This window comes from Mesorhizobium sp. LjRoot246 (assembly GCF_964254115.1).
Lineage (GTDB): Bacteria > Pseudomonadota > Alphaproteobacteria > Rhizobiales > Rhizobiaceae > Mesorhizobium.
In genome coordinates, this window is record NZ_CAXUSN020000001.1 from 3143838 (window position 1) to 3170329 (window position 26492).

General features: G+C 63.0%; 25 protein-coding genes. 12 read left to right on the forward strand and 13 right to left on the reverse strand.

Annotated features, from left to right (window positions below):
* Nucleotides 1–20 precede the first annotated feature (20 nt).
* The 9 genes from ACSQ3L_RS15230 to ACSQ3L_RS15270 all read left to right on the forward strand — a co-directional run bounded on the left by ACSQ3L_RS15230 (nucleotide 21) and on the right by ACSQ3L_RS15270 (nucleotide 10982).
* Nucleotides 21–821 carry a 3-methyl-2-oxobutanoate hydroxymethyltransferase gene (locus ACSQ3L_RS15230; RefSeq protein WP_436160698.1) on the forward strand — a complete coding sequence of 267 codons (801 nt, stop codon included), beginning with the start codon at nucleotides 21–23 and terminating at the stop codon, nucleotides 819–821.
* Nucleotides 818–1699 (forward strand): formyltetrahydrofolate deformylase, encoded by an 882-nt coding sequence (gene purU / locus ACSQ3L_RS15235; RefSeq protein WP_436160699.1) that lies wholly within the window; start codon nucleotides 818–820, stop codon nucleotides 1697–1699. Before ACSQ3L_RS15230 ends, purU begins: the two co-directional genes overlap by 4 nt.
* 122 nt (nucleotides 1700–1821) lie before the next feature.
* Nucleotides 1822–3255 carry a DHA2 family efflux MFS transporter permease subunit gene (locus tag ACSQ3L_RS15240; RefSeq protein WP_436160700.1) on the forward strand — a complete coding sequence of 478 codons (1434 nt, stop codon included), beginning with the start codon at nucleotides 1822–1824 and terminating at the stop codon, nucleotides 3253–3255.
* Between the two features lie 270 nt (nucleotides 3256–3525).
* On the forward strand, nucleotides 3526–4512 hold the full coding sequence (locus tag ACSQ3L_RS15245) for an ABC transporter permease (protein WP_436160701.1): 987 nt from the start codon (nucleotides 3526–3528) through the stop codon (nucleotides 4510–4512).
* A gap of 62 nt (nucleotides 4513–4574) precedes the next feature.
* The gene (locus ACSQ3L_RS15250; RefSeq protein ID WP_352659036.1) at nucleotides 4575–5600 is read left to right on the forward strand and encodes a sugar ABC transporter substrate-binding protein; all 1026 of its coding nucleotides are present in this window, start codon (nucleotides 4575–4577) and stop codon (nucleotides 5598–5600) included.
* Between the two features lie 89 nt (nucleotides 5601–5689).
* Nucleotides 5690–7813 (forward strand): ABC transporter permease, encoded by a 2124-nt coding sequence (locus ACSQ3L_RS15255; protein ID WP_436160702.1) that lies wholly within the window; start codon nucleotides 5690–5692, stop codon nucleotides 7811–7813.
* Complete coding sequence (locus tag ACSQ3L_RS15260; RefSeq protein ID WP_436160703.1) at nucleotides 7810–8859, forward strand: hypothetical protein; 1050 nt, start codon at nucleotides 7810–7812, stop codon at nucleotides 8857–8859. The genes ACSQ3L_RS15255 and ACSQ3L_RS15260 overlap by 4 nt, the downstream gene beginning before the upstream one ends.
* Entirely contained in the window at nucleotides 8859–10355 is a 1497-nt protein-coding gene (locus tag ACSQ3L_RS15265) for a sugar ABC transporter ATP-binding protein (RefSeq protein WP_436160704.1), read from the forward strand. The genes ACSQ3L_RS15260 and ACSQ3L_RS15265 overlap by 1 nt, the downstream gene beginning before the upstream one ends.
* Nucleotides 10356–10574: 219 nt before the next feature.
* Nucleotides 10575–10982: a carboxymuconolactone decarboxylase family protein gene (locus ACSQ3L_RS15270; RefSeq protein ID WP_436160705.1), complete on the forward strand. Its 408-nt coding sequence runs from the start codon at nucleotides 10575–10577 to the stop codon at nucleotides 10980–10982.
* 4 nt (nucleotides 10983–10986) lie between these two features.
* Here the strand turns inward: ACSQ3L_RS15270 and ACSQ3L_RS15275 are convergent, their stop codons facing one another.
* The 12 genes from ACSQ3L_RS15275 to ACSQ3L_RS15330 all read right to left on the reverse strand — a co-directional run bounded on the left by ACSQ3L_RS15275 (nucleotide 10987) and on the right by ACSQ3L_RS15330 (nucleotide 21939).
* A complete protein-coding gene (locus tag ACSQ3L_RS15275; RefSeq protein ID WP_436163451.1) occupies nucleotides 10987–11874 on the reverse strand; it encodes an amidohydrolase family protein in 888 nt (295 codons plus the stop codon).
* Nucleotides 11874–13010, reverse strand: coding sequence for a vWA domain-containing protein (locus tag ACSQ3L_RS15280; protein WP_436160706.1), 1137 nt, complete (start codon nucleotides 13008–13010; stop codon nucleotides 11874–11876). The genes ACSQ3L_RS15275 and ACSQ3L_RS15280 overlap by 1 nt, the downstream gene beginning before the upstream one ends.
* A 50-nt stretch (nucleotides 13011–13060) precedes the next feature.
* Nucleotides 13061–13942: an AAA family ATPase gene (locus tag ACSQ3L_RS15285; protein ID WP_436160707.1), complete on the reverse strand. Its 882-nt coding sequence runs from the start codon at nucleotides 13940–13942 to the stop codon at nucleotides 13061–13063.
* A gap of 7 nt (nucleotides 13943–13949) precedes the next feature.
* Nucleotides 13950–14954, reverse strand: coding sequence for a xanthine dehydrogenase family protein molybdopterin-binding subunit (locus tag ACSQ3L_RS15290; protein ID WP_436160708.1), 1005 nt, complete (start codon nucleotides 14952–14954; stop codon nucleotides 13950–13952).
* Nucleotide 14955: 1 nt separating this feature from the next.
* The gene (locus tag ACSQ3L_RS15295) at nucleotides 14956–16323 is read right to left on the reverse strand and encodes a xanthine dehydrogenase family protein molybdopterin-binding subunit (protein ID WP_436160709.1); all 1368 of its coding nucleotides are present in this window, start codon (nucleotides 16321–16323) and stop codon (nucleotides 14956–14958) included.
* Between the two features lie 126 nt (nucleotides 16324–16449).
* Nucleotides 16450–16932: a (2Fe-2S)-binding protein gene (locus tag ACSQ3L_RS15300; RefSeq protein ID WP_436160710.1), complete on the reverse strand. Its 483-nt coding sequence runs from the start codon at nucleotides 16930–16932 to the stop codon at nucleotides 16450–16452.
* A gap of 58 nt (nucleotides 16933–16990) precedes the next feature.
* On the reverse strand, nucleotides 16991–17785 hold the full coding sequence (locus tag ACSQ3L_RS15305; protein WP_436160711.1) for an FAD binding domain-containing protein: 795 nt from the start codon (nucleotides 17783–17785) through the stop codon (nucleotides 16991–16993).
* Nucleotides 17786–17798: 13 nt separating this feature from the next.
* Nucleotides 17799–18242: an SRPBCC family protein gene (locus tag ACSQ3L_RS15310; RefSeq protein WP_436160712.1), complete on the reverse strand. Its 444-nt coding sequence runs from the start codon at nucleotides 18240–18242 to the stop codon at nucleotides 17799–17801.
* 130 nt (nucleotides 18243–18372) lie between these two features.
* Entirely contained in the window at nucleotides 18373–19200 is an 828-nt protein-coding gene (locus ACSQ3L_RS15315) for a helix-turn-helix domain-containing protein (RefSeq protein WP_436160713.1), read from the reverse strand.
* Between the two features lie 177 nt (nucleotides 19201–19377).
* Nucleotides 19378–20145, reverse strand: a complete 768-nt coding sequence (locus ACSQ3L_RS15320) for an SDR family oxidoreductase (RefSeq protein WP_436160714.1) — start codon at nucleotides 20143–20145, stop codon at nucleotides 19378–19380.
* Nucleotides 20146–20159: 14 nt separating this feature from the next.
* A complete protein-coding gene (locus ACSQ3L_RS15325; protein ID WP_436160715.1) occupies nucleotides 20160–21158 on the reverse strand; it encodes an ABC transporter permease in 999 nt (332 codons plus the stop codon).
* Between the two features lie 40 nt (nucleotides 21159–21198).
* Complete coding sequence (locus ACSQ3L_RS15330; protein ID WP_183450754.1) at nucleotides 21199–21939, reverse strand: ATP-binding cassette domain-containing protein; 741 nt, start codon at nucleotides 21937–21939, stop codon at nucleotides 21199–21201.
* Between the two features lie 448 nt (nucleotides 21940–22387).
* On the opposite strand from ACSQ3L_RS15330, the gene ACSQ3L_RS15335 reads away from it, so the two are divergent.
* Nucleotides 22388–23377 carry a sugar-binding protein gene (locus ACSQ3L_RS15335; RefSeq protein WP_436160716.1) on the forward strand — a complete coding sequence of 330 codons (990 nt, stop codon included), beginning with the start codon at nucleotides 22388–22390 and terminating at the stop codon, nucleotides 23375–23377.
* 199 nt (nucleotides 23378–23576) lie between these two features.
* A complete protein-coding gene (locus ACSQ3L_RS15340) occupies nucleotides 23577–24359 on the forward strand; it encodes a FadR/GntR family transcriptional regulator (RefSeq protein WP_436160717.1) in 783 nt (260 codons plus the stop codon).
* Nucleotides 24360–24384: 25 nt separating this feature from the next.
* Here ACSQ3L_RS15340 and ACSQ3L_RS15345 read toward each other — a convergent pair whose 3' ends face one another.
* A complete protein-coding gene (locus ACSQ3L_RS15345) occupies nucleotides 24385–25323 on the reverse strand; it encodes an NAD(P)-dependent oxidoreductase (RefSeq protein WP_292641181.1) in 939 nt (312 codons plus the stop codon).
* A 119-nt stretch (nucleotides 25324–25442) separates the two neighbouring features.
* Here ACSQ3L_RS15345 and ACSQ3L_RS15350 point away from each other — a divergent pair, with 119 nt between their 5' ends.
* Nucleotides 25443–26339, forward strand: coding sequence for an NAD-dependent epimerase/dehydratase family protein (locus ACSQ3L_RS15350; protein WP_436160718.1), 897 nt, complete (start codon nucleotides 25443–25445; stop codon nucleotides 26337–26339).
* Nucleotides 26340–26492 lie beyond the last annotated feature (153 nt).

A 26492-nucleotide genomic window follows, 5' to 3' on the forward strand; every position in this document is an offset into this window, starting at 1 on the left:
GTAACAGAGGGAACCTCTAGATGAGCCGAAAAAGACCGACCGTCGCGGATTTGCGCGCCATGAAGGGCAAGCGCCAACTGACCATGCTGCGCGTGCTGACGATGGACGAGGCCGAGGCCGCCGAGCGGGCAGGGGTCGACATCGTCTCGGTACCGCCCGAACTGGTGCTCAACCCTGAGTACCGCGACGCGGCACCCAGCCTGTTCACCATGCCGGGAGACAATTTCTACGAGATCGGCACGGCGGACGATTTCGTGCGCTGGGCTTTCCGGCTCTACAAGGCCGGCGCCGACGCGGTCTATTGCAGCGCCGGCTACGCCACGATCAAGCGGATGGCCGACGATGCCATTCCGGTTATCGGCCATGTCGGCCTCATTCCTTCCCGCGCGACCTGGACTGGCGGCTTCAAGGCGGTCGGCAAGACCGCCGACACCGCCATGGATATCTTCGTGGCGGTAAAGCAGCTGGAGGCCGCCGGCGCCATCGGCGCCGAAATCGAGGTGGTGCCGGTGGAGGTGGCCAAGGCGATCTCGGAGCGCACGTCGCTGATCATGCTGTCGATGGGGGCGGGCACCGGCTGCGACGCGCAATATCTGTTCGCCGACGACATCCTTGGCCAGAACCGCGGCCACATGCCCCGCCATTCCAAGGTCTATCGCAATTTCGCTGCCGAATATGATCGTTTGCAAGCCGAGCGCATCGCCGCGTTCTCGGAATATGTTGCCGATGTCAACAGCCTGGCCTATCCCGAAGACAAGCATGTGGTGCATATGGACCCGGCTGAGCTCAGCCTGTTCATGAAGAGGGTCGACGGGGCGTGAAATCTCAAGGCAATGATGCGGCGGGCGAGGCCGCGCCGGTTCATATTCTTACCCTGTCCTGCGAGGATCGGCCGGGGATCGTCGCCGCCGTCACCGCGGAGCTTGCCGCGAACGGCGCCAACATCGCCGAAAGCAGCCAGTTCTGGGACCGGCAGACCAATCGTTTTTTCATGCGGATCGCCTTCATCAGCCCGGCAGGCTCGACCAAGGACAGTCTGGAACGGGCCTTGAAATCAAGCGTCGATCGCTTCGGCATGAAGACCGCGCTGGTCGATCAGGGGCGCCGCCCGAAGATCATCGTCATGGTCTCCAAGTTCGACCACGCGCTTCTGCATCTGCTGTACCAGATCAGGGTCGGCTGGCTGAACGCGGAGGTTGCCGCCGTCGTCTCCAATCACGAGGATGCCCGCCGCTTCGCCGAGTTGGAGGGCATCCCCTACCACCATTGGCCGACCACAAGGGAAAACAAGGCCGAACAGGAACAGAAGCTGATGGACCTGGTGCAGCGGACAGGGGCCGAACTGGTCATCCTGGCGCGCTATATGCAGGTCTTCTCGAAAAGCCTGTCGGACCGGCTGTTCGGACGGGCGATCAACATCCACCATTCCTTCCTGCCGAGCTTCAAGGGCGCCAAGCCCTACCACCAGGCTTTCGACCGCGGCGTCAAGCTGATCGGTGCGACCGCGCATTACGTCACCTCCGACCTCGACGAAGGCCCGATCATCGATCAGGAGACCGAACGCGTCACCCATGCGATGAGCGCCGAGGACTTCGTCGCCGTCGGGCGCGACATCGAAAGCCGTGTGCTGGCGCGCGCCGTCAAGCTGCATCTCGAAGCCCGCGTCATGCTCAACGGCCACAAGACCATCGTTTTCTGAGAAGCCGCGTCAGGCCGGCCGGCTTCCGCCGGTGAGCGCCGCGCAGGCCATGGCGGGACACGAAAGTTTGTTGCGCTGTCTCTGGACGCAGCCGGCCAGATGCTGTTCAAACCGGTTCCGTCATGACTGCCTTTCCCGAGACCGCAGCCTTACCCGAAACGGCCACCAATGCGCGGCGCGTGGCGCTGATCGTCGCCATCGCCTTCTTCATGCAGTTGCTGGATTCGACGATCATCTCGACCTCTCTGCCGCAGATGGGTGCATCCTTCGGCGTGTCGGCGGTGGCGATGAGCATCGGCATCACCGTCTACATGCTGACCATGGCGGTGTTCGTGCCGCTGTCGGGCTGGCTCGCCGATCGGTTCGGCGCCCGCAACATCTTCCTGCTGGCGATCGTCCTGTTCACCCTGGCTTCGCTCGCCTGCGGCTTCTCGCAAAACCTGACGCAGTTCGTCGCCGCACGTGTCGTGCAAGGGCTGGGCAGCGCACTGATGACGCCGGTCGGGCGCATTCTCGTGTTGCGTAGTGCGTCGAAGTCCGAGCTGCTGAATGCCACGGCACTCATCACCTGGCCGGCGCTGTTCGCGCCGGTGGTCGGGCCGGTGCTCGGCGGCTTCATCACCACCACTCTGTCCTGGCACTGGAATTTCTTCATCAACATCCCGCTCGGCGTGATCGGGCTGGCGCTGGTCGCCCGCTTCATTCCCAGCGACCGCGAGGCAGACCCCAAGCCACTCGACTGGCCGGGTTTTTTCCTGACATCGGCGGGGCTTGCCTTGCTGCTCTATGGCCTTGAACGCATCGCGCATCCGGAGGACGGCGTGCTGCCGACGGTGCTGCTGATCATGGCCGGCATCGTCATCGGCTGGCTGGCGGTGCGGCATCTCCGGCGCGCACCGCATCCGCTGCTCGATCTCTCCTCGTTCAAGGTGCTGACCTTCGCCATATCGACGCTTGCCGCCGGCACCATCTTCCGGGTGGCGATCAACGCCACGCCATTCCTGTTGCCGCTGCTGTTCCAGGTCGGCTTCGGTCTGAGCCCCGTCGATGCCGGCATGATGATCCTCGCCTATTTCCTCGGCAATCTCGGCATGAAGACGGTGACGACGCCAACGCTGCGCCGCTTCGGCTTCCGGTCGGTGCTGGTTGTCAACGGCCTGATCGCCTCGGCGGCGATCATGGCCTGCGCGGCGATCTCGCCGCAGACGCCGCAAGTGCTGGTGGTGGCGCTGATGCTGATCGCCGGCCTATCGCGCTCGATGCAGTTCACCGCACTCAACACGCTGGCCTTCGCCGATATCGATGCGGCGCAGCGCAGTTCGGCGGCGACGCTGTCGTCGATGCTGCAGCAAATGGCGATGCTGTTCGGCGTCGCGGTGGCGGCGGCGATCCTCAATTTGTCGCAGATCGTCAGGGATCGCCCCGTTCTCGATCTTGTGGATTTTCGAATCGCCTTCCTGGCGATCGGCGCCATCGGGCTGGTTGCGGCACTGCGTTTTCTCGCGCTGCCGCCGGGTGCGGGCGCCGAGGTTTCCGGCCATGCGCCGGGAAATTGAGATCGATTTTTTCCGCCTGATGCGGAGATAAATTCCGTCTTGTCCTTTCGCCTTGGTGCGGCGCTTTCGCGAGCGGCCGCACTGGCGCAACCAATTGCCAAAAGCGCAAGCTTTTCCATGCATTGCGCCAGCTTCGGCAATCGATGCGTCCACTCGATGAATATCGCTGCCAGCCCGGGTTCTGAACGCGGATTCATTTGACGAACCGGCGCCGAGCCGATTAGCTTTCTTTTCAGGGATGGCAGCGCTGCCATCGGGGCAAACGCAGACATGAACACGATCGGCTGGCCGACTCTCAGGAGCCTGAATCAGGAAGGCATTGTCTTTACCATAGCAGTGGTGCTGTTCATTGCCGCGGCAATAGGCCTGCCGGGCTTCATCGATCCCAACAACCTCGTCGCCATCGTCCGATCAGTCTCGGTGCTGGGCATCCTCGCGCTCGGCATGGCGGTCGTCATCATCGGCCGCGGCATCGACCTCTCCGCGGTGGCGATCATGGCGATGTCGGTCGCCTGGTATCTGCAACTGCTGAATTCGGGCACGCCGGACGGGCTGGCCTTCGCCTATGTGCTGGCCGGTGTGCTGGCCATCGGCCTGCTCAACGGCTTTCTCGTCGCCTATGCCGACGTGCCGGCGATCTTCGTGACGCTGGCGACAGGCTCCTTCCTCTTCGGTTATGTGCGCTCGCAGCTGATCACGCAGGATGCCGTGCCGGTGCCGCAGGGCCATTGGGTCGAGCTGCTTGGCGGCTTGCGCTTCCTCGATATTCCCATCGAGGTGTTCGTCTTTGCCGGCCTAGCCTTCCTGTTCTTCCTGTCCCTGCGCTACACCAAATGGGGCCGCTACATCTATTTCGCCGGCGACAATCCGGTGGCCGCCCGCAACATCGGCATTCCGGTGCGGCCGATGCTGGTGCTGCGCTATGTCGTCTCCGCCTTTGTCGCGCTGATCGCCGGCCTGCTGACGGCGGCCAGCCTGCATTCGATCAACACTCGGGTCGTCAATTCGACGCTGCTCTACGACATCGTGCTAGTGGCGGTGATCGGCGGCATCGGCCTGTCCGGCGGGCGCGGCGGGGTGCGCAACGTGCTGGTGGGGGCGGCGCTGATCGGCATCCTGCTCAACGCCATGACCATCATCGACATTCCGCTGCTCTACCAGAACCTGATCAAGGCGGCGATCCTGCTCGGCGCGATCATCGTCGACGGCATCATCAATCCACGTGACGAACAGACTGCCCAGCAAGGCGACATTTAGGGGTACCCGGTGCGATCCATCCTGATCGACCGGTAATGAAAATCGAAACGAGAGGATCTGACATGAAATTCATCAGGACATTGATGGCCGCCGCCACGGCGCTTGCCGTCACCGCCTTCGTGGCGCCAACCTTCGCCGCCGACGATCCGGGTCCGGCGGCTTACGCGCAGGCGCTCAAGGGCAAGCGCGTCATGCTGGTGCCGCTGGCGATGGGCTTCGACCTGGCACAGGGCTGGGCGCATTATCTGAAGACCGAAGTCGAGGCCTGGGGCGGCGTGTTCGAGACGCGCGACCCGAACTGGGTCGTCGATGCCGGCGCGCAGGCGATCACCGATGCCATCTCATCGGACACCAGGCCGGATGTGCTGATCATCCACGCGCCGGACCTCAACTCCTATTCCAAGCTGATGAAGAAGGCGCAGGCCGCCGGTACTTACGTCATACTGGTCGACAATCCCGCCAACTTCCCGGCCGATGCCTTCATCGGCAGCGACTGGGATCGGCTTGGCCAGCTCGAGGCCGAAGCGGCGATCAAGGGCTGCGGCGAAAACTCGTCGAAGAAGATCGGCCTTGTGCAAGGCGACCAGGCGAATTCTTCCAGCCTTTACCAGTATGCCGGCATCATGAAGGTGTTGGACAAGCATCCCGACTTCAAGGTCGTGGCCAAGCCCGATTCCAACTGGGATGCGACGACCTCGCGCAACGTGACGACGACGATGCTGCAGCAGAACCCGGACATCTGCTCGATCATCGATTTCTGGGACGGTGACGCCACCGGCGCATCCGCCGCGATCCGCGACGCCAAGCTCGACGGCAAGGTGTTCCTGGTCACCACCGGCGGCGGCGAGAAGGCGGCCGACTGCGACAAGCTGCAGGACGGCACCTATGGCGCCGTGGTGATGACCGATCTCGCCCGCCAGTCGGGCGACATGAACGCCATCATCAAGTTCCTGCTGCAGAGCGGCCAGCCGGCCGGCACCTCTCACACCTACATCTACACGCTGGAGAAGGCGACGACCAAGGCCGACCTCAAGCCTGACAGTTGCTGGGATCTGAAGGCGCTGCAGGCGCAAGCGGCGGCGAAATAAGCGATCCTTGTCAACACCGATCAAGGAGGTGGCCGAATTGCCCGGCCACCTCTTTCTCTTGCAGCTCCAGATTTTGCAGCAGTGACCTGATGTCCTTTCGCGAACGCCTCCAGTCCTGGCGCTACAATCTCGTGCCCGACCATATCGTCGGCGAGATCCTGACCAAACGCTGGACCGACAACGCCATTCCGTTCCTGGCGCTGGTGGCGACGCTGGCAACCTTCGGCTCGATCATTCCGGGCTTCTTCAAGCTGACCGCACTGCAGGAATCGACCCGCCAGCTTGGCGAGTTCTCGATGGTGGTCACCGGCATGACGGTGGTGATGCTGGGCGGCGGTATCGACCTGTCGGTCGGCTCGATCTTCGCGCTGTCCTGCTTCTCGGCGGTCTATGTCTTCTTCATCCTCGAACAATCGATCTGGCTGGCGCTGGCCGCCTCGCTTGCCACCGGCCTCGTCTTCGGCGCCATCAACGGCTATCTCGTCGGGTATCTCAGGCTGCGCGCCTTTCTCACCACGCTGGTGACCTTCATCTTCGGGCGGGCGCTGTTCGACATCCTGGTCACCACCTATGCCGCCGACGTGCAGCTTTCGACTGCCACATCGGATGTGCTCGACTTCATCGGCGACAGCACGTTCTGGGGGCTGTCGGTCTCGGTGTGGCTGGCGATCATCCTGGCCATCGTTACCCATATCGCGCTGACCCGCTCGCGGCCGGGCTGGCATGTGCTGGCGGTCGGCGGCTCCAGGCGCTCGGCGCACAATGCCGGCATTCGCGTGCGCCGCACGGTGTTCATGACCTATGTTTTCTCCGGCTTCTGCGCATCGATCGGCGGCTTCCTCATCGCATGCCGACTGAGTGGGGCAGGGCCGGGCACCGGCCTCAACCTCGAGATCATGGCGCTGACGGCGGCGGTGGTCGGCGGCGTCAGCCTCGGCGGCGGCCGCGGCTCGGTGATCAAGGGGCTGATGGGTGCCATCATCGTTTTGACCATGACCAACGGGCTGATCCGGCTGGGCTACGGCACTGGCACCAACCAGATGGTGCTGGGCATCATGCTGGCGGTGGCGGTGACCATCGACATCCGCTGGCTGAAGAACCGCCACAAGGTGCTCAACGAGGTCTATGTCGCGCCGGTCTATCTCAAGATGGGCGAAACGCAGTCGGCCGCGCCCGGCTCCGGCACGCCTTATGAGCTCGATAACCGGCTGTCGGCCGCCGACCATATCGGGCTTGGCGAGCTGGAGGGGCCGGAAGACGTCATTCTCGACCGCGACGATAATCTGTATTGCGGTACGCGCCATGGCGAGATCGTCCGCTTCTTCGCGCCGGATTATGTCAAATCGGAAGTCTTTGCCCATATTGGCGGCTTCCCGCTGGGTCTCGCCTTCGACAAGGCAGGCAATCTGATCAGCTGCGTCGGCGCCATGGGACTCTATTCCGTCTCGCCGGATCGGGAGGTCAAACGCCTGTCGGCAGAGACATCGCGCTCTTGGACCTCGATCGTCGACGATGCGCGGCTGCGTGACCCGAACGACTGTGATATCGCGCCGGACGGGCGCATTTATTTCACCGACTCGACCAAGCGCTACGACGCGCATGATTGGGCGCTGGACTCGATCGAGAACCGCGCCACCGGCCGGCTGCTGGTCTACGACCCGAAGGACGGCTCGACGAAGACATTGCTCGACGGCTATCGCTACACCAATGGCGTGTGCATGGCGCATGACGGCAAGTCGCTGTTCTTCGCCGAAAGCTGGGCCTGCCGCGTGCATCGCTACTGGCTGGAAGGGCCAAAGGCCGGCACCGCCGAATGCGTCATCCGCGACATGCCGGGCTATCCCGACAACATCAACCGCGCTTCCGACGGCAATTACTGGATGGCGTGGCTCGGCATGCGCACGCCGAGCTTCGACCTGTCGCTGCGCCATCCCGACATGCGCAAGCGCATGACGCGGCGGCTGCCGCAGGACGAATGGCTGTTTCCCAACATCAACACCGGCGGCGTGGTGAAGTTCAACGAAAAGGGCGGCATCGTCGAGGCGATGGGCGACCTTACGGGCGGGGCGCATCCGATGGTCACCTCGATGCGCGAGCACAAGGGACATCTGTTCGTCGGCGGCATCCTCAACAACCGCATCGGCCGCTACAAGATTTCAGGCGCCGACCCGAACTGGACCAGCCCCGCTTCCTACTGGGGGGCAAAGCCATGATCCTCGATCCTGTGCTAGACCTGTTTCGCGGTAAGGCCGTCACCATCCCGCCGCTTGACGGCGCTTTTAGACCCAACACGCGGCTGGATGATGCGCCCGCTTTCGCCGAGCTGACCGAGCCGGACAATCTCCTGGTTGCGGGTGACAGGCTGCTGGCCTCCAGCGGCAACGCAATCTATTCGATTGCTGCTGGAACCGAGCCCAAGGTTGTCGGAATTTTCCCGTCTCTCATCACGGCGCTGGCGCTGTCGCTATCCGGCGAACTGACGGTAGGGCTCGAAAGCGGCAAGCTGCTGATATCAGGCAAGGACGTTTCGCTGCCGGCGGGGATACGCTGCATCACGGCGCTTTCCTACGCGGATGATGGCACGCTGTGGTTGGCTAACGGATCGGCCGAGCATGTTCCATCGCAATGGGCCGCCGACCTGATGAAGAAGGGTGCCTCCGGTTCGCTCTGGAAGCGAGACGCAGCAGGCGGTGATTTCCACAAGGTGGCCGGCGACATCGCCTTTCCCTATGGCCTGCATCCCGTCGGTAGGGATGTGCTGGTCAGCGAAAGCTGGCGTCACCAGCTTGTCCGCTTCGATGGCGCGACGGGCAATCGCTCGACGGTTCTGGCGCATCTGCCCGGCTATCCCGCGCGGCTGTCGCCGTCCGCCGATGGTGGCGCGTGGCTGACCTTGTTTGCGCCGCGCAACCGGCTGATCGAATTCGTGCTGCAGGAAACGCACTACCGCCAGGACATGCTGAGCCAAGTGCCGCCCGCCTACTGGATCGCGCCGGCGCTGGCCTCCAGCCGCAGCTTCCTCGAGCCGCTGCAATGCGGCGGCATTCGCACCATGGGCATCCATAAGCCATGGTCGCCGAGCCGCTCCTATGGGCTGGTGGTCAGGCTCGACCAGAAGATGCAGCCGCAATTCAGCCTGCACAGCCGCGCCAATGGCACACGTCACGGCATCTGCAGTGTGGTGGAAAAGGACGGCCTTCTGTTCATCGCCTCCAGGGGTGGCGACTGCGTGCTGGCGATCGACGCGGGAGGTTTTTGATGGAACCGATCGTTCGGCTGGAGAACGTCACCAAGAATTATCGCGGCGTGCCCGCGGTGAAGAATGTCAGCTTCGACCTACGCAAGGGCGAAATCCACGCGCTGCTCGGCGAAAATGGTGCGGGCAAATCGACGCTGACCAAGATCATCGCCGGCGTCGTTGACGCCACCTCGGGCAAGATGTTCCACAAGGGCCACGAGATCGCCTACGCTTCGCCGCATGCAGCCCTTGAGGCCGGCATCGCCATGGTGTTCCAGGAAACCAGCCTGGTGCCATCGATGACAGTGGCGCAGAACCTCTATCTCGGTACTGAAAAATTCCTCAATCGACTGCGCGGTACGTATATTTCAGCACAGCAATTCCTGCAGTCGCTGAATTTCCCGGTCGATCCGAACGCCATGGTGGCGACGCTGGGGGCGGCCAAGCGGCAGATGGTCGAGATTGCGCGCGCCGTGCACCACAATGCCGAGATCATCATCTTCGATGAACCGACGGCGACGCTGACGCCGGAGGAGAAGCGACACTTCTTCGCGCTGATCCGGCGGTTGAAGGCGAGCGGCGTTTCGATCGTCTTCATCAGCCACGCGCTGGAAGAGGCGCTTGATATTGCCGACCGCATCACCATCCTGCGCGACGGCGAACTGGTCATCACCGACGACACGTCAGCCTTCGACCGCGATCGGATCGTTTCCGCAATGGTCGGGCGCACGCTTTCTGGGCAGATCTACCGCCAGCGCGACGAGGCCAAGCTGCGCAAAGCGGGCCGGAAGGTGCTGTCGGTGCAGGACATTTCGATGAGCAATGTCGTGCGCAACAATTCCTTCTCGATCTTCGAGGGCCAGATCACCGGCGTATTCGGGCTGATCGGCTCGGGCCGCACCGAGACCTTCAAGATCGTGTCGGGCATCTACAAACGCGACTTTTTGCGCGGCGGCGCCATCGAACTCGATGACAAGCCCGTGCGTTACCTCGTGCCGAGCGAGGCGGTGGCCGACGGCATCGTCTACGTCACCGAGGACCGCAAGAGCGAAGGCATCTTCGAGACGATGGGCATTGCCGAAAACCTGTTTGGCGGACTGCTGGCGGCGGGCCGCGAAAAGGCCTGGGTGATCAACGCGCAGGAGATGCGCGCGCTGTCGGCCGAATGGACGAAGACGCTGAACATCAAGGCGATCAACGACAATGCGCGTGTGGTCGAGCTGTCAGGCGGCAACCAGCAGAAGGTGGTGATCGGCAAGGGGCTGGTGCAGCAGCCGCGCATCGTCATCTTCGACGAGCCGACGCGCGGCGTCGATGTCGGCGCGATCGCCGAGATCCACCAGATCATCAACCGGCTGGCCGATGAGGGCCTCGCCGTCGTCGTCATCTCGTCCTACCTGCCAGAGATCATGAACCTGTCCGACCGGATTCTTGTCTGTAGGCAAGGACGTATTGTCGAGGAGTTTTCGCCGGCGGAGGCCACGGAAGAGAAGATCATGTACGCGGCTGTGCACTAGATTCAGGTGAGGCCGGCCTGCAAATGGCGGTTTCCTGCGCTTCCGGTGCTCACGTACGAAAAGTACGCTCGCTCCGGTTCTCGGAACCCACCATTTTCGACTCGGCCTGACCTGAATATCGACGTCGGCGCTGGAAAAGTGAATCGGACGAGTGGATTGGCCGCAATTGCTCAAGACCTGATTCAATTCACGCAACGATCCAAACGAAGGAAAAATGCCATGGCCACCACAAGACTTCTGAGCGATGCCGAGGTGGAGAAAATCCCGGAGGCGAAGGCCGTGTTCGACGATATCAGGGCGACGCGCAAATCGGACTTCGTCAACAATTTCTGGCGCGGGCTGGCCAATGATCCCCCGGCGCTGAAGCGGATCTGGGAACAGCTGAAGGTGGTGATGGTCGCTGACAGCGCCATCGATCCGCTGACCAAGGAGATGATCTACATTGCCGTGTCGACCGCCAATGGCTGCTCCTACTGCGTCCACTCGCATACGGCGGCAGCCCGCGCCAAGGGCATGACCGATGCGCAGCATGGCGAGCTGGTGTCGATCATCGGGCTGGCCGGCCAGACCAACCACATGGTGACGGCGCTGCAGATTCCGGTCGATCCGCAGTTCGAGGTGAAGTGAGGCGTTACACCGGCTGGTAAACCTTCTCCGCCGTGTTCCAGAAAATATCCGCCTCCGCCGCCGTGCCGTGCTTGGCCACCGCGTCCCGGTGCGCCCTGATAAGCTCGGCGTGGCTGGTCCACAGTTTCTCGATCGGGAAGTTCGAGCCGAACATCAGATGGTCGGCGCCCAGAATCTCGATCGCGTTGTCGACGATATAAGCGATCAGCGCTGGGTCGTTGCGGTGGACGAAGGTGCCGAGGCCCGACAGCTTGGCGTAGAAATTAGGCGCCGCCGACAGCGTCCGCAGGCCTTCCTTCCAGGCTTCGGTGGTTTCCGGTTCCATGCCGGTCAGCATGCCGGCATGGGTGAGGATGAAATTCGTTTCGGGGTTTTCGCCGACCAGCGTCAGTCCGTCCTTCATCTGGGCAGGGAAGAGCTGCAGGTCGAAGGACAGGCCATAGTCCTTGAGCCTCGCCACATTGGCGCGCACCTTCGGGGCGATCACCTGGTCGGCCGAGGCGGCGAAGCGGAAGGCCGGCGTCTCGTGCCAGTGCAGTTGCATACGCACGCCGCGCAGCAGCGGATATTTTTTCAAGCGATCGATCTGCGGCCTGATGTCGTCGACCGTCATGTCGGTGTAGCCGACGATGGCGTGCGGCCAGCCGGTCTCGTCAGCGGTCTTCTGCAGGAAGGCGACTTCCTTCTCGAAGTCTTCCTTGGCCCAGTTGGTCTGGACATAGACGGCCTTTTCGACGCCCGAGCCTTTCTGGTCTTCGAGAAACTCCTCGATCGGATAGTCGCGGCGGATCGGCTCGTAGGGACCAAAAATGCGCGGCACCATTGGTCCAACCAGCCATGGCTGGTCCTTCTGGCGCCAGATGTGGAAATGTGCGTCGATGACTTTCTGCATCATGAGACCCTTTTCCAGATTGTCGCCGCCGCCTGGGCAGGGCGGGCGAGCGACAGGATGAAATCGCTGAGGCCGGCAAGCGACGAGCCGTCGACGAGATCGTCGAGTACGGGCAGGATGGCGCGCAGTGCCGCCGTCGCCGGCCGGAAGCGCCGATCGCCGGCCAAAGGTGTGGCCAGCGACAGTCGAAAAGCGCGGGCGCTCAGCCGGCGCATGGCCGTCTCCAGCTCGCCATGATCGCCGCGCTCCAGCGCATCGGACAGGATAACGACCGCGGCACCGCGTGCAAAAGCGGAAAAGCGTGGCACCGAGAGGAAGGCGAGTAGTGTCGGACCCATGCGGGTGCCGCCGTCCCAGTCATCGACCTGGGCCGCGGCGCGCGCCAGCGCCTGGTCGCGGTCGCGGATGCGCAATGCCGCAGTTATGCGGGTCAGGCGCGTGCCGAACGTGAAGATTTCGGCGCGGTCCGCACCTTGCACTGCGGCATGCGCCAGCTTGAGATAATCCGCCGTGTGCAGTTTCATCGAGCCGGACACATCGATCAGCAGCAGCAGCTTGCGCGGCACGGTCTGGCGGCGGCGCAGCAGCGGCGAGGGGACGTCGCCATCGGCGCTGACGATTTCCCGCAATGAGCGGCGCAGGTCGAGCTTGCCGCGCGAGTGGGTGCGTATCGTGCGGAACGAGCGGCGGGCGGGCAGGGCCGAAGCGAGCTTGCGGCGGAAAGCGGCAAGGCTGTTATCGTCGCGCTGGAAGTCACGGCTGCTCAATTGCTCCAGAGCGGAGGATAGTTCGCCGCCCTCTTGCCTCTGCTCGGCTTCGATCCTTTCGTCGTCGGCGCCGCCATCATCCTTGATGCGGGTTTCCTCGTCCGCGTCGCCTTCGACAATGGCGGATGTGTTGCCATAAAAGTGGCTTTGGAAATGCGCCTCGAATTCGTCGCGGCGGTCGGGCGGCGGCGCCAGCGTGGCGAGCGCCGCCTCGCGGATATCGGCCATGGAGCGCGGGCCGAGCAAGGTCACCGCCTGCATGAAGCCGGAGACTTGTTCAGGTGCGACGGCAAAACCGTAGCGGCGCAGAAGGCGGCCGAAGCCGAGCAATGGCGCGGCGGCGCGGGGGAAGCTTGTTTCCCGTATCATTGCGTGGCGCCCCCCTCTGTCCTGCCAGCCTTGCGGAATGCGTCGGCGCGTCACGCCAGCGCCTCCTCGACGATGCGGCCAAGCTCGGGCGCGATGTAGGACAGGTCCTCCTCGTCCTTGATCAGCACGCCGATGGCGCGGCGGAAGGCTTCCGGCCATGGGCTGCCGCCTTTTTCCAGGATGGTGGCGGCGTTGGCCCATTCGACCGCCTCGGCGATCCCCGGCGGCTTGGCTAGCGGCCGGGCGCGGATGGACTGTACGGCCGCCGCCACCGCGCGCGCCGTTGCCTCGGCCACATCGCCGGCACGCAGCATGATGATGGCGGCCTCGCGCTCGGCGTCGGGATAGCCGATCCAGTGATAGACGCAGCGGCGGCGCAGCGCTTCGGCCAATTCCCGGGTGCGGTTCGAGGTCAGGATGACGATCGGCTGTGCGGTGGCGCGGATGGTTCCGCGCTCGGGAATGCTGATCTGGAAATCGGAGAGGAATTCCAGCAGCAACGCCTCGAATTCGTGGTCCGAGCGGTCGATCTCGTCAACCAGCAGCACGCGCTGCTCGGGCGCCTTCAGCACCTGCAGCAGCGGCCGGGCGATCAGGAAACGGTCGTCGTAGATGTCGATCTCATGCTCGCCGGCATGGCGGATGGCAAGCAGCTGGCGCTGGTAGTTCCATTCGTAGAGAGCGTGCGCCGCGTCGATGCCTTCATAGCATTGCAGCCGCACCAGATCGCGGCCGAGCAGCGCGGCGATCGCCTTGGCTGCTTCCGTCTTGCCGACGCCCGGCGCGCCTTCGAGCAGCAGCGGCTTGCCCAGCCGGATCGCCAGGAAGATGGCGGTGGCCAGACTCTCATCGGCCAGATAGCGCGAGGCGGCCAGATGCCGCGCCACCGCCTCCGGCGTGGTCGCGACAGTCTCGGCGCTTGTCCAGGTCATTCCAGCCTCAGTTCGCCGCTTGCGCCTTCAGCGCGCGCAGGATGCGCTCCGGCGTGATCGGCAGCGTGTCGATGCGCACGCCGATGGCGTCGAAGACGGCATTGGCGACCGCCGGGATCTGCGGATTGGCGCACATTTCGCCCGGTCCTTTGGCGCCATAAGGCCCATCTGCCGAGGGCCGCTCCAGCACGATGATCTCGGTCTCGGCGAGGTCGCCAGGACCGGGCATCAGATATTGGTTGAAGTCGGTGCCGCCATGGCCGCGGTTGGGATAGTAGGGCTCGGTGGTCTCGTAGAGCGCATGGCTGATACCCATCCAAGAGCCACCGACCAGTTGCTGTTCGACCATTTTCGGGTTCAGCGCACGGCCGATCTCGAAGACGTTCTTGACGGTCAGCACGGTGACCTCGCCGGTCTCGTCATCGACCTCGACTTCGGCCACCGTACAGGCATGCGCGTAGCAGGTCGACGGCTTCATCGCGCCGGTTTCTTTCTCGGGATAGGAGCGCGGGATCAGGAACATGCCGCGGCCGGATATCGAGCGGCCGCGCTTGAAATGCGCCGACAGCGCGACATCGAAGATCGAGATCGACTTTTGCGGTGCACCCTTGACCAGAACGTTGCCCTGGCCGTCGGTCTCGAGGTCGGATGCATTCACCTCCAACTCCTCTGCCGCCACTTCCAGCATCACCTGGCGCGCTTCCCTGGCCGCCTGGATGACGGCGTTACCGGCGCGGTGGGTGCCGCGCGAAGCAAACGTGCCCATGCAGTGCGGACCGGTGTCGGTGTCGGCGGTGTCGACGACGACGCGGTCGGTCGGCACGCCGATCGTCTCGGCGCAGATCTGCGCCATGATCTGTTTCATCCCCTGGCCGAGATCGACGGATGACAGCGTCACCATGAAATTGCCGGTCGGCGTCGAATGCACCAGCGCCTGCGTCGGGTCGCCGCCGAGGTTCATGCCGGTGGGATAGTTGATGGCGGCAACGCCGCGTCCGCGCCTGATCGCCATCTCAGGCTCCCTTCACGTAGGAGGACATCGCCAGGTACTTTTCCGCTACCGGCCAGTTGGCGGCGCGCGAGGCTTCCTGCATGCACTCGATCAGCGCGGCACCCTCGGTCGGCTGGCGATGCGCCTTCATGTCGCCGTCGCGATAGGCGTTGATGAAGCGGAATTCGAGCGGATCCATGCCGATCAGCCGCGCCAGCTTGTCCATCTGCACCTCCAGCGCAAAGTCGCCAATGGTGACGCCGAAGCCGCGCATGGCGGAAGAGGGCGTGCGGTTGGTGTAGACGCAGTAGGTGTCGATCCAGACGTTGGGAATCGTATACGGGCCGGGATAGTGCCCCGCACCCTTCTGCGCGCCATAGGGCGAGTGGCGCGAATAGGCGCCGGCATCGGTGTAGCCGGTGACTTTTCGCGCGACGATGCGGCCATCTTTCATGACGCCGTCCTTGATGACGACCTTTTCGGCCGCGCGAGGTGACGATATCTGCATCTCCTCCTCGCGGCTGTAGATAAAACAGACTGGTCGTCCGGTTAATTTTGCGCCGAGGATGGCAATCGGTTCGACGATGACGTCGACCTTGCCGCCAAAGCCGCCGCCGACGGTGCCGCCGACGAAATGCAATTTGCTGCCCGGCATCTGCAGGATGATCGAGGTGTTGTCGAGCGTGAAGAACATCGCCTGCGTGTTGGTGTAGCAGGTGAAGCGGTCGTTGCCTTCGGGCGCCACCACGCAGCCGGTGGTCTCGGTCGGCGCGTGTTCGATCGGCGAGGATTGGTAGCTCTGCTCCAAGATGTGATCGGCACCAGCAAAACCCGCCTCGACATCGCCGAAGCGCACCTTGCGGCACTCGCCGCTGTCATAGAGGTAATAATTCTGGCCGTGATACTCATTGACCAGTGGCGCGCCGGGCTTCAGCGCTTCCTCCATGTCGAAGACGGCCGGCAGTACCTCGTAATCGACCTTGACCTTGGCGGCCGCCTCTTGCGCGGCGCGCTCGGTTTCGGCCAGCACCGCCACCACGGCCTCGCCCTTCCAGCGCACCTTGCCGTCGGCCAGCACCGTTTCGTCCTCCGGCCCGACCTGGATCAGGATCAGGATGGTGTAGACATTGTGCGGCACATCCTTGGCAGTCAGAATTTTCACCACGCCCGGATGCTTTTCCGCCTCCGACGTGTCGATCGAACGGATACGGGCATGATGATGCGGGCTGCGCACCATCTTCAGATGCAGCATGCCGGGGAAATTGCGGTCGGCGAAAAAGGCGGTCTTGCCGGTGACATGGCCGGGCGAATCCGAGCGTGGCCGCGGCTGGCCGATCTCGTGCAGATCGTCCTTGCGGACATCGGCGAAGTAGTCCTTGCGCAATTCCATTCTTTTGTTCCCTCAGAGCATGATGCCGAAAAGTGTGAAGCGGTTTTCGGACGACATCATGCTCTATCTCTTTGATTTAGAGGCGGATTCAGATTTCAGGTCGATTCGACCTGAAATCATCCGGCTCTAGGCCGCGTTCTGAGAGTTGGACCGCGCGGCGGTCAGCACCGCCTGGATGATCGGCTCGTAGCCGGTGCAGCGGCAGATGTTGCCCGACAGCGCCTCGACCACCTCGTCGCGGCTGGGATTGGGCGTGTGGTCGAGCAGCACCTTGGCGGCCATGATCATGCCCGGCGTGCAGAAGCCGCATTGCGTGGCGAAGTTGTCGAGGAAGGCGCGCTGCAGCGGATGCAGGACGCCATTTTCCGAAAGCCCCGATGTCGTGCTGATGGCCGCCCCGTTGCAGGTCTCGGCCAGCGTCAGGCAGGACAGCCTGAGTTCGCCATCGATGATGACCGAGCAGGCGCCGCAGGTGCCTTGATGGCAGCCGCCTTTCGGCGAGGTGTCGCCGATCTTGTCGCGCAAGGCGTGCAGCAGCGTCGTGCCGCTGTCGACGAATTCGGCCGTTTCCGAGCCGTTGAGCGTGAACTGAACCGGAACCTTTGCCATGTTTTCCTCCCAGCGCGCCTGCCCGAACCATCGGACAGACGCGCGCCCCAAACGAATATTATGCGAGCAGCAACCGGCCGAGATGAACCGGCAGAACTTCAGCGCGATACCAGGCGCTGGCGATCGGATCGGTGATCGGCGCGATGCCTTCACCCGCCACCGCCAATGCCGGTGCAATGCCGTCCTTGGTGAGCTTTCTGCCGAGCAGCGCCTTTTCCGCCGCCCTGGCGCGCATTGGCCGATCGGCCATACAGCCGAGCGCGATCCGCGCCGAGGTCACGGTGCCATCCAACGACAGTTCCAGAACGCTGGCTATGCTGAGCACAGAGACGCCCTTGGGCTTGACCCTCGACACTTTCAGGAAGCGAAAGCCGCCTTGCGGGGGAAGCGTGAACCCGACCGAAGTGACGATGGCGCGGCTGCCGTCCCGATTGGCCAGAAAAGTCTCGATCGGTGTTTCGCCGTCCTCGGTGCTGACCATGGCGTCGAGCGCCAGCAGGGCGACAGCGAAATCGCCATAGGGAGCCGGGGCAAACAGATTGCCGCCGAGTGTTGCCATGTTGCGGATCGCCGGGCCACCGACGGCGCGCGCAGCCTTGGCAAGTGCGCCGAACTCCGGATGGCTGGCGATCGCCGCCATGGTCACCGAAGCACCGATGCGGACCTTGCCGCTGGCAACAACGATGGTGGACAGAGACGGCTCGGTCGACCTGATAAGGCTGGAAACCGAAACATCGCCTTCATTGGCCGCGCGGACCACCAGCGTACCGCCGCCGAGATAGCGCGTGCCAGCGGCTTTCAGCGCCGCGTTGGCGTCCTTGACGGTTGCAAAGGTCTGCAGTGCTAGCGCCATGGTCTGGCTCCTGTCAGCTCTGGCCGGCGAAATGGCTCTTCAGGGCGTTGAAGCCGCCCTGGAAGACATTGGCGCCCATGCCGTCGGCCAGCTTGTCTGCCTCCTCGGGCGCGGCGTCGAAGCTGGCGGTCCATTCGGCATAGGTGCGGTCGCCATCGGTCACGCGCCGCAATTGCAGCGTCGCCTTGTGGTTGGTCAGCGGCTGCGGCGTCTCCAGGATGGAGTAGCTGACGAGGAAATTCTGATCGGAAAAGTCGAGCAGCTTTTCGCGCAGGCGGGCGCCGCTGGCGAGCTGGAAATTGCGCACGCAGCCGATCGTGGTGGCGTCCTTGCCGTCCTCGATATGGCTTTCCACCATGCGTGGATGCCAGCCTGGCAGCCCGTTGAAGTCGCGTATGCGCGCCCAGACCTTTTCGACCGGCGCGTCGATGACGCTGGAGATGATGACTTTAGCCATTCAAATGTTCCCTTGCAAAAGCGATCCGGTGCAAGGGTAGGGCGGCCATTTCAGGGGCGCTTATCAATGCGTCTTGAGCGCGTATCAAGGAGTCTGAAAAACGGTCGACCTTGATTAAGGCAGGACAGGCTCAGGCGATCGCCCGCGCGGCCTCGCGGTAGAGTGTCGGCGGCACGCCGACATGATCGCGGAAGAAGCGAGAGAAATTGCCCTGCGTGGTGAAGCCGAGATTGCAGGCGACCGAGATCAGCGGCTCCTGCGACCATTGCAGCTGCCGCACAGCTTCCTCCATGCGCAGCGTGTTCCAGTAGACGTTGGGCGTCAGATTGGTCTGTTCCTTGAACAATGCGAAGAAATGCGGCCGCGACAGGCCGACGCTGCGCGCCACATCGTCGAAGCAGATGCGCTCGCAGACATTGGCCTTCATCAGCTGGATCGCCTTGCGGACACGGAAATCCTGCATGGTGTTGATGCGGACACGCGCCTCCTGCGGCGCCGAGGCGTCGGCGGCGTCGAGCACCGAGTCGATGAAACGCTCGATCTCGTAGTTGGCGATGTCGTCGATGCTCTCATTGTCGCTGAGATGGTCGAGCAGATTGGCGGCGGCCTGGTGCAGCCAGGGCTCCAGCGTGATCGCTGCTTGTGAAAACAAAGGCGCGGACGACGGCAGGTCGCGACGGCGGCGCGCCCAGTCCGGATCGATGTAGAAGGCGAGAAACAGACCGGGCGTCCCGTTCTGCGACAGAACATGGCTGTGCGGCTGAAAGGAGTTGATGCCGGCGGCCGTGCTAGGTCCAAGCCGCACGGTCTCACGGCCGATGGTCATTTCGCCGGCCGTGCCTTCCAGCCAGATGATCAGATGGGCCTCGACATGGGCATGGGTGACGAAGTCGCTTGCGACATTCAGGATAGAAACATGTCCGAACCGGCCCCAGTAGAGCCTGATCGCTTCCGTCATGGGTATATCCTCCCGCAGACGACTGGCCTCCCTTCGCCTGCAATGGGATTGTGCGGCTGAGTTCGGGGCCGCGTCAAGACGCGCGGTTGCGGCGAGGATGAATGACGGCCGATGCGGCCGGATTTTCAGACTGAGCGATAGGTACTGAAAGGAATAGCGGTTGGGAGGGCGTCCCCCTCAGACAGAAGCCGTCATGCCGCCGTCGACGTACAGCGTATGGCCGTTGACGAAGGACGAGGCGTCTGACGCCAGAAACACGGCGGCGCCGATCAGCTCGTCGACGTTGCCCCAGCGTCCGGCCGGCGTGCGCTTTTCCAGCCAGGCGGAAAATTCGGGATTGTCGACCAGCGCCTGGTTCATCTCGGTGCGGAAATAGCCGGGCGCGATCGCATTGATCTGCAGGCCGTGCTTTGCCCAGTCGGCGCACATGCCCCTGGTCAGGTTCCTGATCGCGCCCTTGGTTGCGGTGTAGGGCGCGATGTTGGGCCTTGCCAGCTCGCTCTGTACCGAACCGATGTTGATGATCTTGCCCTTGCCACGCGGGATCATGTAGCGGGCAACCGCCTTGCCGGCATGGAAAGCACCCGACACATTGGTCTTGAACAGGCGCTCCCATTGCTCCTCGGGAAAGTCCTCGAGCGGGGCGCGGAACTGGATGCCGGCATTGTTGACGAGGATGTCTATGGCGCCGATCTCGGCCTCGATCCTGTCAATGTCCGCCGTGACGGCGCGAGAATCGGTGACGTCGAAGGTCGAGGCATGCGCCTTGAAGCCGGCATCGCGCAGTTTTTCGACTGCGCTGTCGATCCTGCCGGCATCGCGGCCATTAAGCACCACGCTCGCCCCGTGTTCGGCCAGCCCCCGAGCCAGGGCAAAACCGATGCCTTGGCCGGAGCCAGTCACAACCGCCAACCGGCCCTCGAGGCTGAACAGGAGATTGGCCATCGACCCGTCTCGGCTTAATCGCTGCGGCGGAAGTTGCGGATGCGGTCGAACAGCACCGCCAGCAGGATGGCGCCGCCGATGAAGACGCCTTGCCAGAAGGCGTTGATGCCGAGCAGGCCGAGGCTGTTGCGGATCACCTCGATCAAGGCCGCACCGACGATGGCGCCGAAGGCGGTGCCGACGCCGCCGGCCAGATTGGCGCCGCCGATGACGGTGGCGGCGATCACCTGCAGCTCCATGCCGGTGCCGAGATTGGTGGTGACGGCGCCCAGCCAGCCAGTCTGGATGATGCCGGCAATGCCCGCCGACAGCGCCGAGATCATGTAGACGGCGACCTTGATCTTTCGGACAGGAACGCCGGTCAGCGTTGCCGCGTGCTCATTGCCGCCAATGGCGAAGATGTGGCGGCCGAACTTGGTCCAGCGCAGGATGAAGCCGGTGATCAGCGCCAAGAGGATCATGTAGAGCACCGGATTGGCGATGCCGAACACCCAGGCGCCGCCGCCCAATGCCAAAAGCTTGGCGTGGTCCGGCCCGAACTGGAAGACAACGGTGTTGTTGGAGGCGACCATGGCCAAGCTGCGGGCGATCGACAGCATGCCGAGCGTTACCACGAACGGTGGAAAGCCGAGATAGGCGATCAATATGCCGTTGAAGGCGCCAATGGCGAGCGCGGTGCCGATGGAGGCGAGGATGCCGACCTCGATCGAGTAGCCGGCATGCATTGTCACGGCCAGCACCATCGACGACAGGCACAGCACCGAGCCGACAGACAGGTCGATGCCGCCGGTGATGATGACGAAAGTCATGCCGAGCGCGATGATGGCGACGAAGGTGATGTTGCGGGTGATGTTGTAAAGGTTCTTCGACGTGGCGAAGGCGTCGGTGGCAAACGACAGGAACACGCAGGCAAGGATGACGGAGATCACCACCCAGAAAGTCTGGCTGGCAAACAGCCTTGCCGGCAGCGATTGCCGCTTGTGCTCGATCGGCTGGTCAATTGTCAGTGCCATCGTCGACCTTCATTTGCTGTCATAGTGAAAATGCTTGAAATCAAACCTGTTCGATGGCGCCGGTGATCAGCCCGGTGACTTCCTCGGGCGAACTCGACGCAATCGTCTTGTCGGCAACCTTGCGGCCGCGCCGCATGACGATGACGCGGTCGGCGACGGTGAAGACGTCAGGCATGCGGTGGCTGATCAGCACCACGGCAATGCCTTGATCGCGCAAATGGCGGATCAGGTTCAGCACTTCGGCGACCTGGCGCACCGAGATAGCGGCCGTCGGTTCGTCCATCAGCACGATTTTGGCTTGCGACAGCATGGTGCGAGCAATCGCCACCGCCTGTCGCTGGCCGCCCGACATCTGCTTGACGAGGTCGCGCGGACGGGTCTCGGACTTCAATTCGGCGAAGAGCTGGCCGGCGCGCTTGTACATCGCCGCATAGTCGAGGATGCGGAACGGCCCCATACCGCGCCGCAACTCGCGGCCTAGATAGACATTGGCGGCGGCGGTCAGATTGTTGCAGAGCGCAAGGTCTTGGTGGACGATCTCGATGCCGTGCTGGCGGGCTTCCGCCGGCTTGTGCAGGATCAATTCCTTGCCGTCCATGTGCATGGTGCCATGGCTCGGGCGGAAATTGCCCGCGATCATCTTGACCAGTGTCGACTTGCCGGCACCGTTGTCGCCCATCAGGCCGACCACCTGTCCGGGCTCGATCGACAGCGAAACGTCGTTGACCGCCTGGATGGCCCCGAAATGCCTTGAAATGTTGGTGAGTTCGAGAACCGCCACCAGCCTTTGCCTCCCCGTGCTTTGCGACCTGCCGCTGTTCCCGGCGTGAATGCCGACGCTGCTTTGGCCTCGCTCTCCCAGGCTCCTCCCGAAGACAGCGTTAGCGTTCTTTTACGCAAAAGCCGGCGCGCGTCAATCGCCGGTCTATTTTAAAAATCCGTTTTGTAGGACAAATAGCATTGACGTTGGCGGCAAGCCGATATTACCTAAGCGTCGGAGGAGATTATGCCGATGCCCGCTGGCGGTTCGCCGGTGGAGCCGGCGGAGGGTTTAGCGGTCCAGGATCCGGCGACACCTGTGTGTGAGCTGATCTGAAGCCGAATCTGGAAATGCTTATCGATCTGTGTTGGCGACACGAGCGCTCGCGAAACGAACCTCTGTCATCACGCGTCCGGTCGATCTGTGTGGCGGGCACGCCGTGTCCGTTTGTTTCAAAGGGAGGACTGACATGAGGAAAACACTTTTGCTCGCCGCCGTCGCCGCCATGGCGTTGGGTGCCGGGCCGGCTTTGGCCAAAAAACAAGTCGTCATTGTCGTGAAAGGTCTCGACAATCCGTTCTTCGAAGCCATCCACCAGGGCTGCGAGAAATGGAATAAGGAAAACGCCAGCTCGGAGTACGAATGCTTCTACACCGGTCCGGCGTCGACTTCGGACGAGGCCGGCGAGGCACAGATCGTCCAGGACATGCTGAGCAAGGCCGACACGGTGGCGATGGCGATCTCGCCGTCCAACGCGCCGCTCATCGCGCAGACGATCAAGACCGCCAATCCGACGATCCCGATCATGACGCTCGATGCCGATCTCAGCAAGGAAGATGCTGCCCTTCGCAAGACCTATCTCGGCACCGACAACTATTTGATGGGTCACAAGATCGGCGAGTACATCAAGAAGGGCAAGCCGAATGGCGGCACGATCTGCACGATCGAGGGCAATCCCGCGGCCGACAACATCCTGCGCCGCGCGCAGGGCATGCGTGATGCACTGTCGGGTAAGGAAGGCCTTGCCGCACTTGCCGGTGAAGGTGGCTGGACCGAAGTTGCCGGCTGCCCGGTGTTCACCAATGACGACGGCGCCAAGGGCGTGCAGGCGATGACCGACATCCTCGCCGCCAACCCCAAGCTCGACGCCTTCGGCATCATGGGCGGCTGGCCGCTGTTCGGCGCGCCGCAGCCCTATCGCGATCTGTTCGGGCCGCTCAAGGACCGGATCGCCAGCAACGACTTCGTCATCGGCGCAGCCGACACGATCGGCGACGAGGTGGCGATTGCTCGTGACGGCCTTGTGACTGCTCTGGTCGGCCAGCGGCCGTTCGAAATGGGCTACAAGGCGCCGTCGGTGATGATCGACCTGATCGAAGGCAAACCCGTCTCCGATCCGGTGTTCACCGGCCTCGACGAATGCACCAAGGATACGGTCGACACCTGCATCCAGAAGTAGGTTCTCGATTTCGGGGCGCCCGTTTGCGGGCGCCCCGTCATTTCCTGAACGGATGCGATAATTCCTGAACGGACGCGATGGTTGGGGCAACAGGCTCCGGCTTTACCGCGCCCGCGATCTGGATTTTTCGGCAACGAAATCGGCGCCCGTGCGGTTCGGATCAGTCCGGACGACAGACGGTCGACGTATTGGAACGTGGATGCCGGACGAGAAGTCAAGCAAGCGAGCCGACCGGGTCAAGGCACAAGCCAGCCAAGGCCCGGCTGTCATGCGAAAGGCTGGTGCCGCGCACTTTGCGGGAGCTAGCGTCCATGTCTCGCTGGCCGGCGAGATCGGCCTGCGGATCGTGCGTGGCGACTATCCGCCCGGCACCATCCTGCCCAACGAGGCCAGATGGGCCGAGATCTTCAATGTCAGCCGTTCAGCGGTGCGCGAAGCCATCAAGATGTTGATGGCGAAAAGCCTGCTGGCGTCGCGCCCCAAGATCGGCAGCTGGGTCGAGCCGAAGGAGCGCTGGAACCTGCTCGATCGCGACGTGCTGGCCTGGTACGCGACGGCGCCCGATCGCGAGGCCTTCCTGCGAACCGTGCAGGAGTTTCGTCATATCATCGAGCCGGAAGCTTCCGCCTTCGCCGCCATGCGGCGCAGCGACGAGCAGATGGCGGAGATCAGCCAGGCCTGCCGCGAGATGGGCGAGGCCTTGAGCCTGCAGGAGCGTATCCGCGCCGATACGCGCTTTCATCTGGCCATCCTGCGCGCCTCCGGCAACGACCTTCTGGTGCCGCTCGGCGTGCTGATTGAATCGGCGCTCGACCATCTCTTCGCGTTCACGACGCAGCAGGTCGCCGACCAGCGGCAGGCACAGAAGCTGCATGAGGCGATCGAGAAGAACATCCGCCTGCAGCGTCCAACCGCCGCGCGTAACGCCGTGCACAAGCTGCTTGAAAACACCGATGACGGAATAGGGCGGTGGAGGCGGTGAGTGGTGCCTTTGCCTGACAATCCCGTCAAATCGTCTGCTTCTTGCCATCCTTCATCGGCATCAGGTCGACACCGTTGACCTTGCCGATATGCGTCGCCAGCATCGGCACGAACTGCTCGGCCGGGCCGGTGGCATGGGCACCGGCGAAGGAGTTCTTGGTGGCATTGCCGAGCGGGTTGGCGATGCCGGCCGCACCCGCCATCGATTCCAGATAGGTCAGATCCTTGAAGGCGTTGGCGATGGAGAATTTGTGGGCGTCGCGGTCGCCTTCCAGCGTCCAGCGCATAAAGGTCTGGTAGAAGCCGCAATCCATGCGGCCATTGCGGATGACGCTGTCGAAGCGCGGCGGCGAGATGCCGACCTTCTCGGCCAACGCCAGTGCCTCGGAATAGATCGCGGCGTAGCCGAGCGAGATGAAATTGTTGAGCAGCTTCATGCGGTGGCCGTCGCCGGTATCGCCGATATGGACGATGCGGCCGGCCCAGGTTTCGATCACCGGTTTCACCCTGGCAAAGAGGGCGTCCGGCGCGCCGACCATGGCGTCGAGCGTGCCTTCCCAGGCTTCCTTCGGCGTGCGGCTGAGCGGCGCGTCGACAAAATCGACGCCGAGCGCCTTGAGTTCAGTTGCCAGAGCAACGGTCGAGACCGGATCGGAAGTCGAGCAGTCGACGACGACAGAGCCCTTTTTCAAGCCCTCCTTGAGGCCGCCGGGGCCGCGAATGATGGCTTCGACCTCGCGCGAGCCGGTCACGCAGATGAAGACGATCGTCGATGCCGCCGCCACATCGCGCGAGGTCGATGCTTCAGTGGCGCCGCGGCCAATCAGGTCTTCCGCAGGCTTGCGGTTCTTGCGGCCGAGAAAGGTCAGGCTGTAGCCCTTGTCGACGATGTTCTTGGCGATCCCGTGGCCCATCAGGCCAAGGCCGATGAAGCCGATCTTCTCGCTCGCGGCAGTCGTGTTCATGTCTTCGAGTCCTGTTGCAATGATTGATGTCAGGCGCTGCCGTTTTGCAGGCGAGAGTGGTTGCGGATGGCGATATTGTCTGACAATACACATGAATCCCAGAGGATGTGGAGAGCAAAATGACGAAGCGGATCATGTTCACCGGCGGCAGCGGCAAGGCCGGACGCCATGTCGTGCAGTATCTGGTCGAGCAAGGCTGCCAGGTGCTCAACATTGACACCAAGCCGCTCGACAATCCCAAGGTGCGCACCCTGATCACCGACATCACCGACAGCGGGCAGGTGTTCAACGCGCTGTCGAGCTATATGGGCCTGCATGAATTCGACCCGTCGCTGCGCCCGCAGCCGGTCGATGCCGTGGTGCATTTCGCCGCCATCCCGCGCATCATGATCACCACCGACAACGAGGTGTTCCGCATCAATGCGCTAGGCACCTACAATGTCATCGAGGCGGCGGTGAAGCTCGGCATCCGCAAGGTTATCATCGCCTCCAGCGAGACGACTTACGGGCTTGTGTTCGCCAACGAGCCACGCGATCCCAAATATTTCCCGCTCGACGAGGACTATGACGTCGATCCGATGGACAGCTACGCTTTGTCCAAGGTCGTCAACGAGAAGACCGCGCGCGCCTTTGCACAGCGCGACGGCACCGACATCTACGCCTTGCGCATCGGCAACGTCATCGAGCCGCACGAATATTCACTGTTTCCGAAATGGTTCGCCGATCCGGGTTTCCGCAAGCGCATCGCCTGGAGTTATATCGACGCGCGTGACCTCGGCCAGATCGCGCTGCGCGCCGTCGAGAAGGACGGCCTCGGCTACCAGGTGTTCAACGCCGCCAATGACGATACCTCGTCCGATCTGCCGACCGCTGAATTGCTGAAGCGGTTCTACCCCGGCGTGCCGGTCAAGGCCGAACTCGGCGAATATGAAACGCTGCTCTCCAACCGTAAGGCGCGCGACGTGCTCGGTTTCCGCCCGGAGCATAGCTGGCGCAAATACGTCAAGCAGGCCTAGGCATGCCGAAATTCAGGTGATGCCGGCCTGACCTGAATATCGACATGCCAATCAAGCGGCGGATCGGGGCTGATCTGTGCACAGTGGCCGGCTTTGCGGCCCAAGCCGGTTACCGCGCTTGACAGCTTGCTGAAACCAGACTTTCTGGAGCCT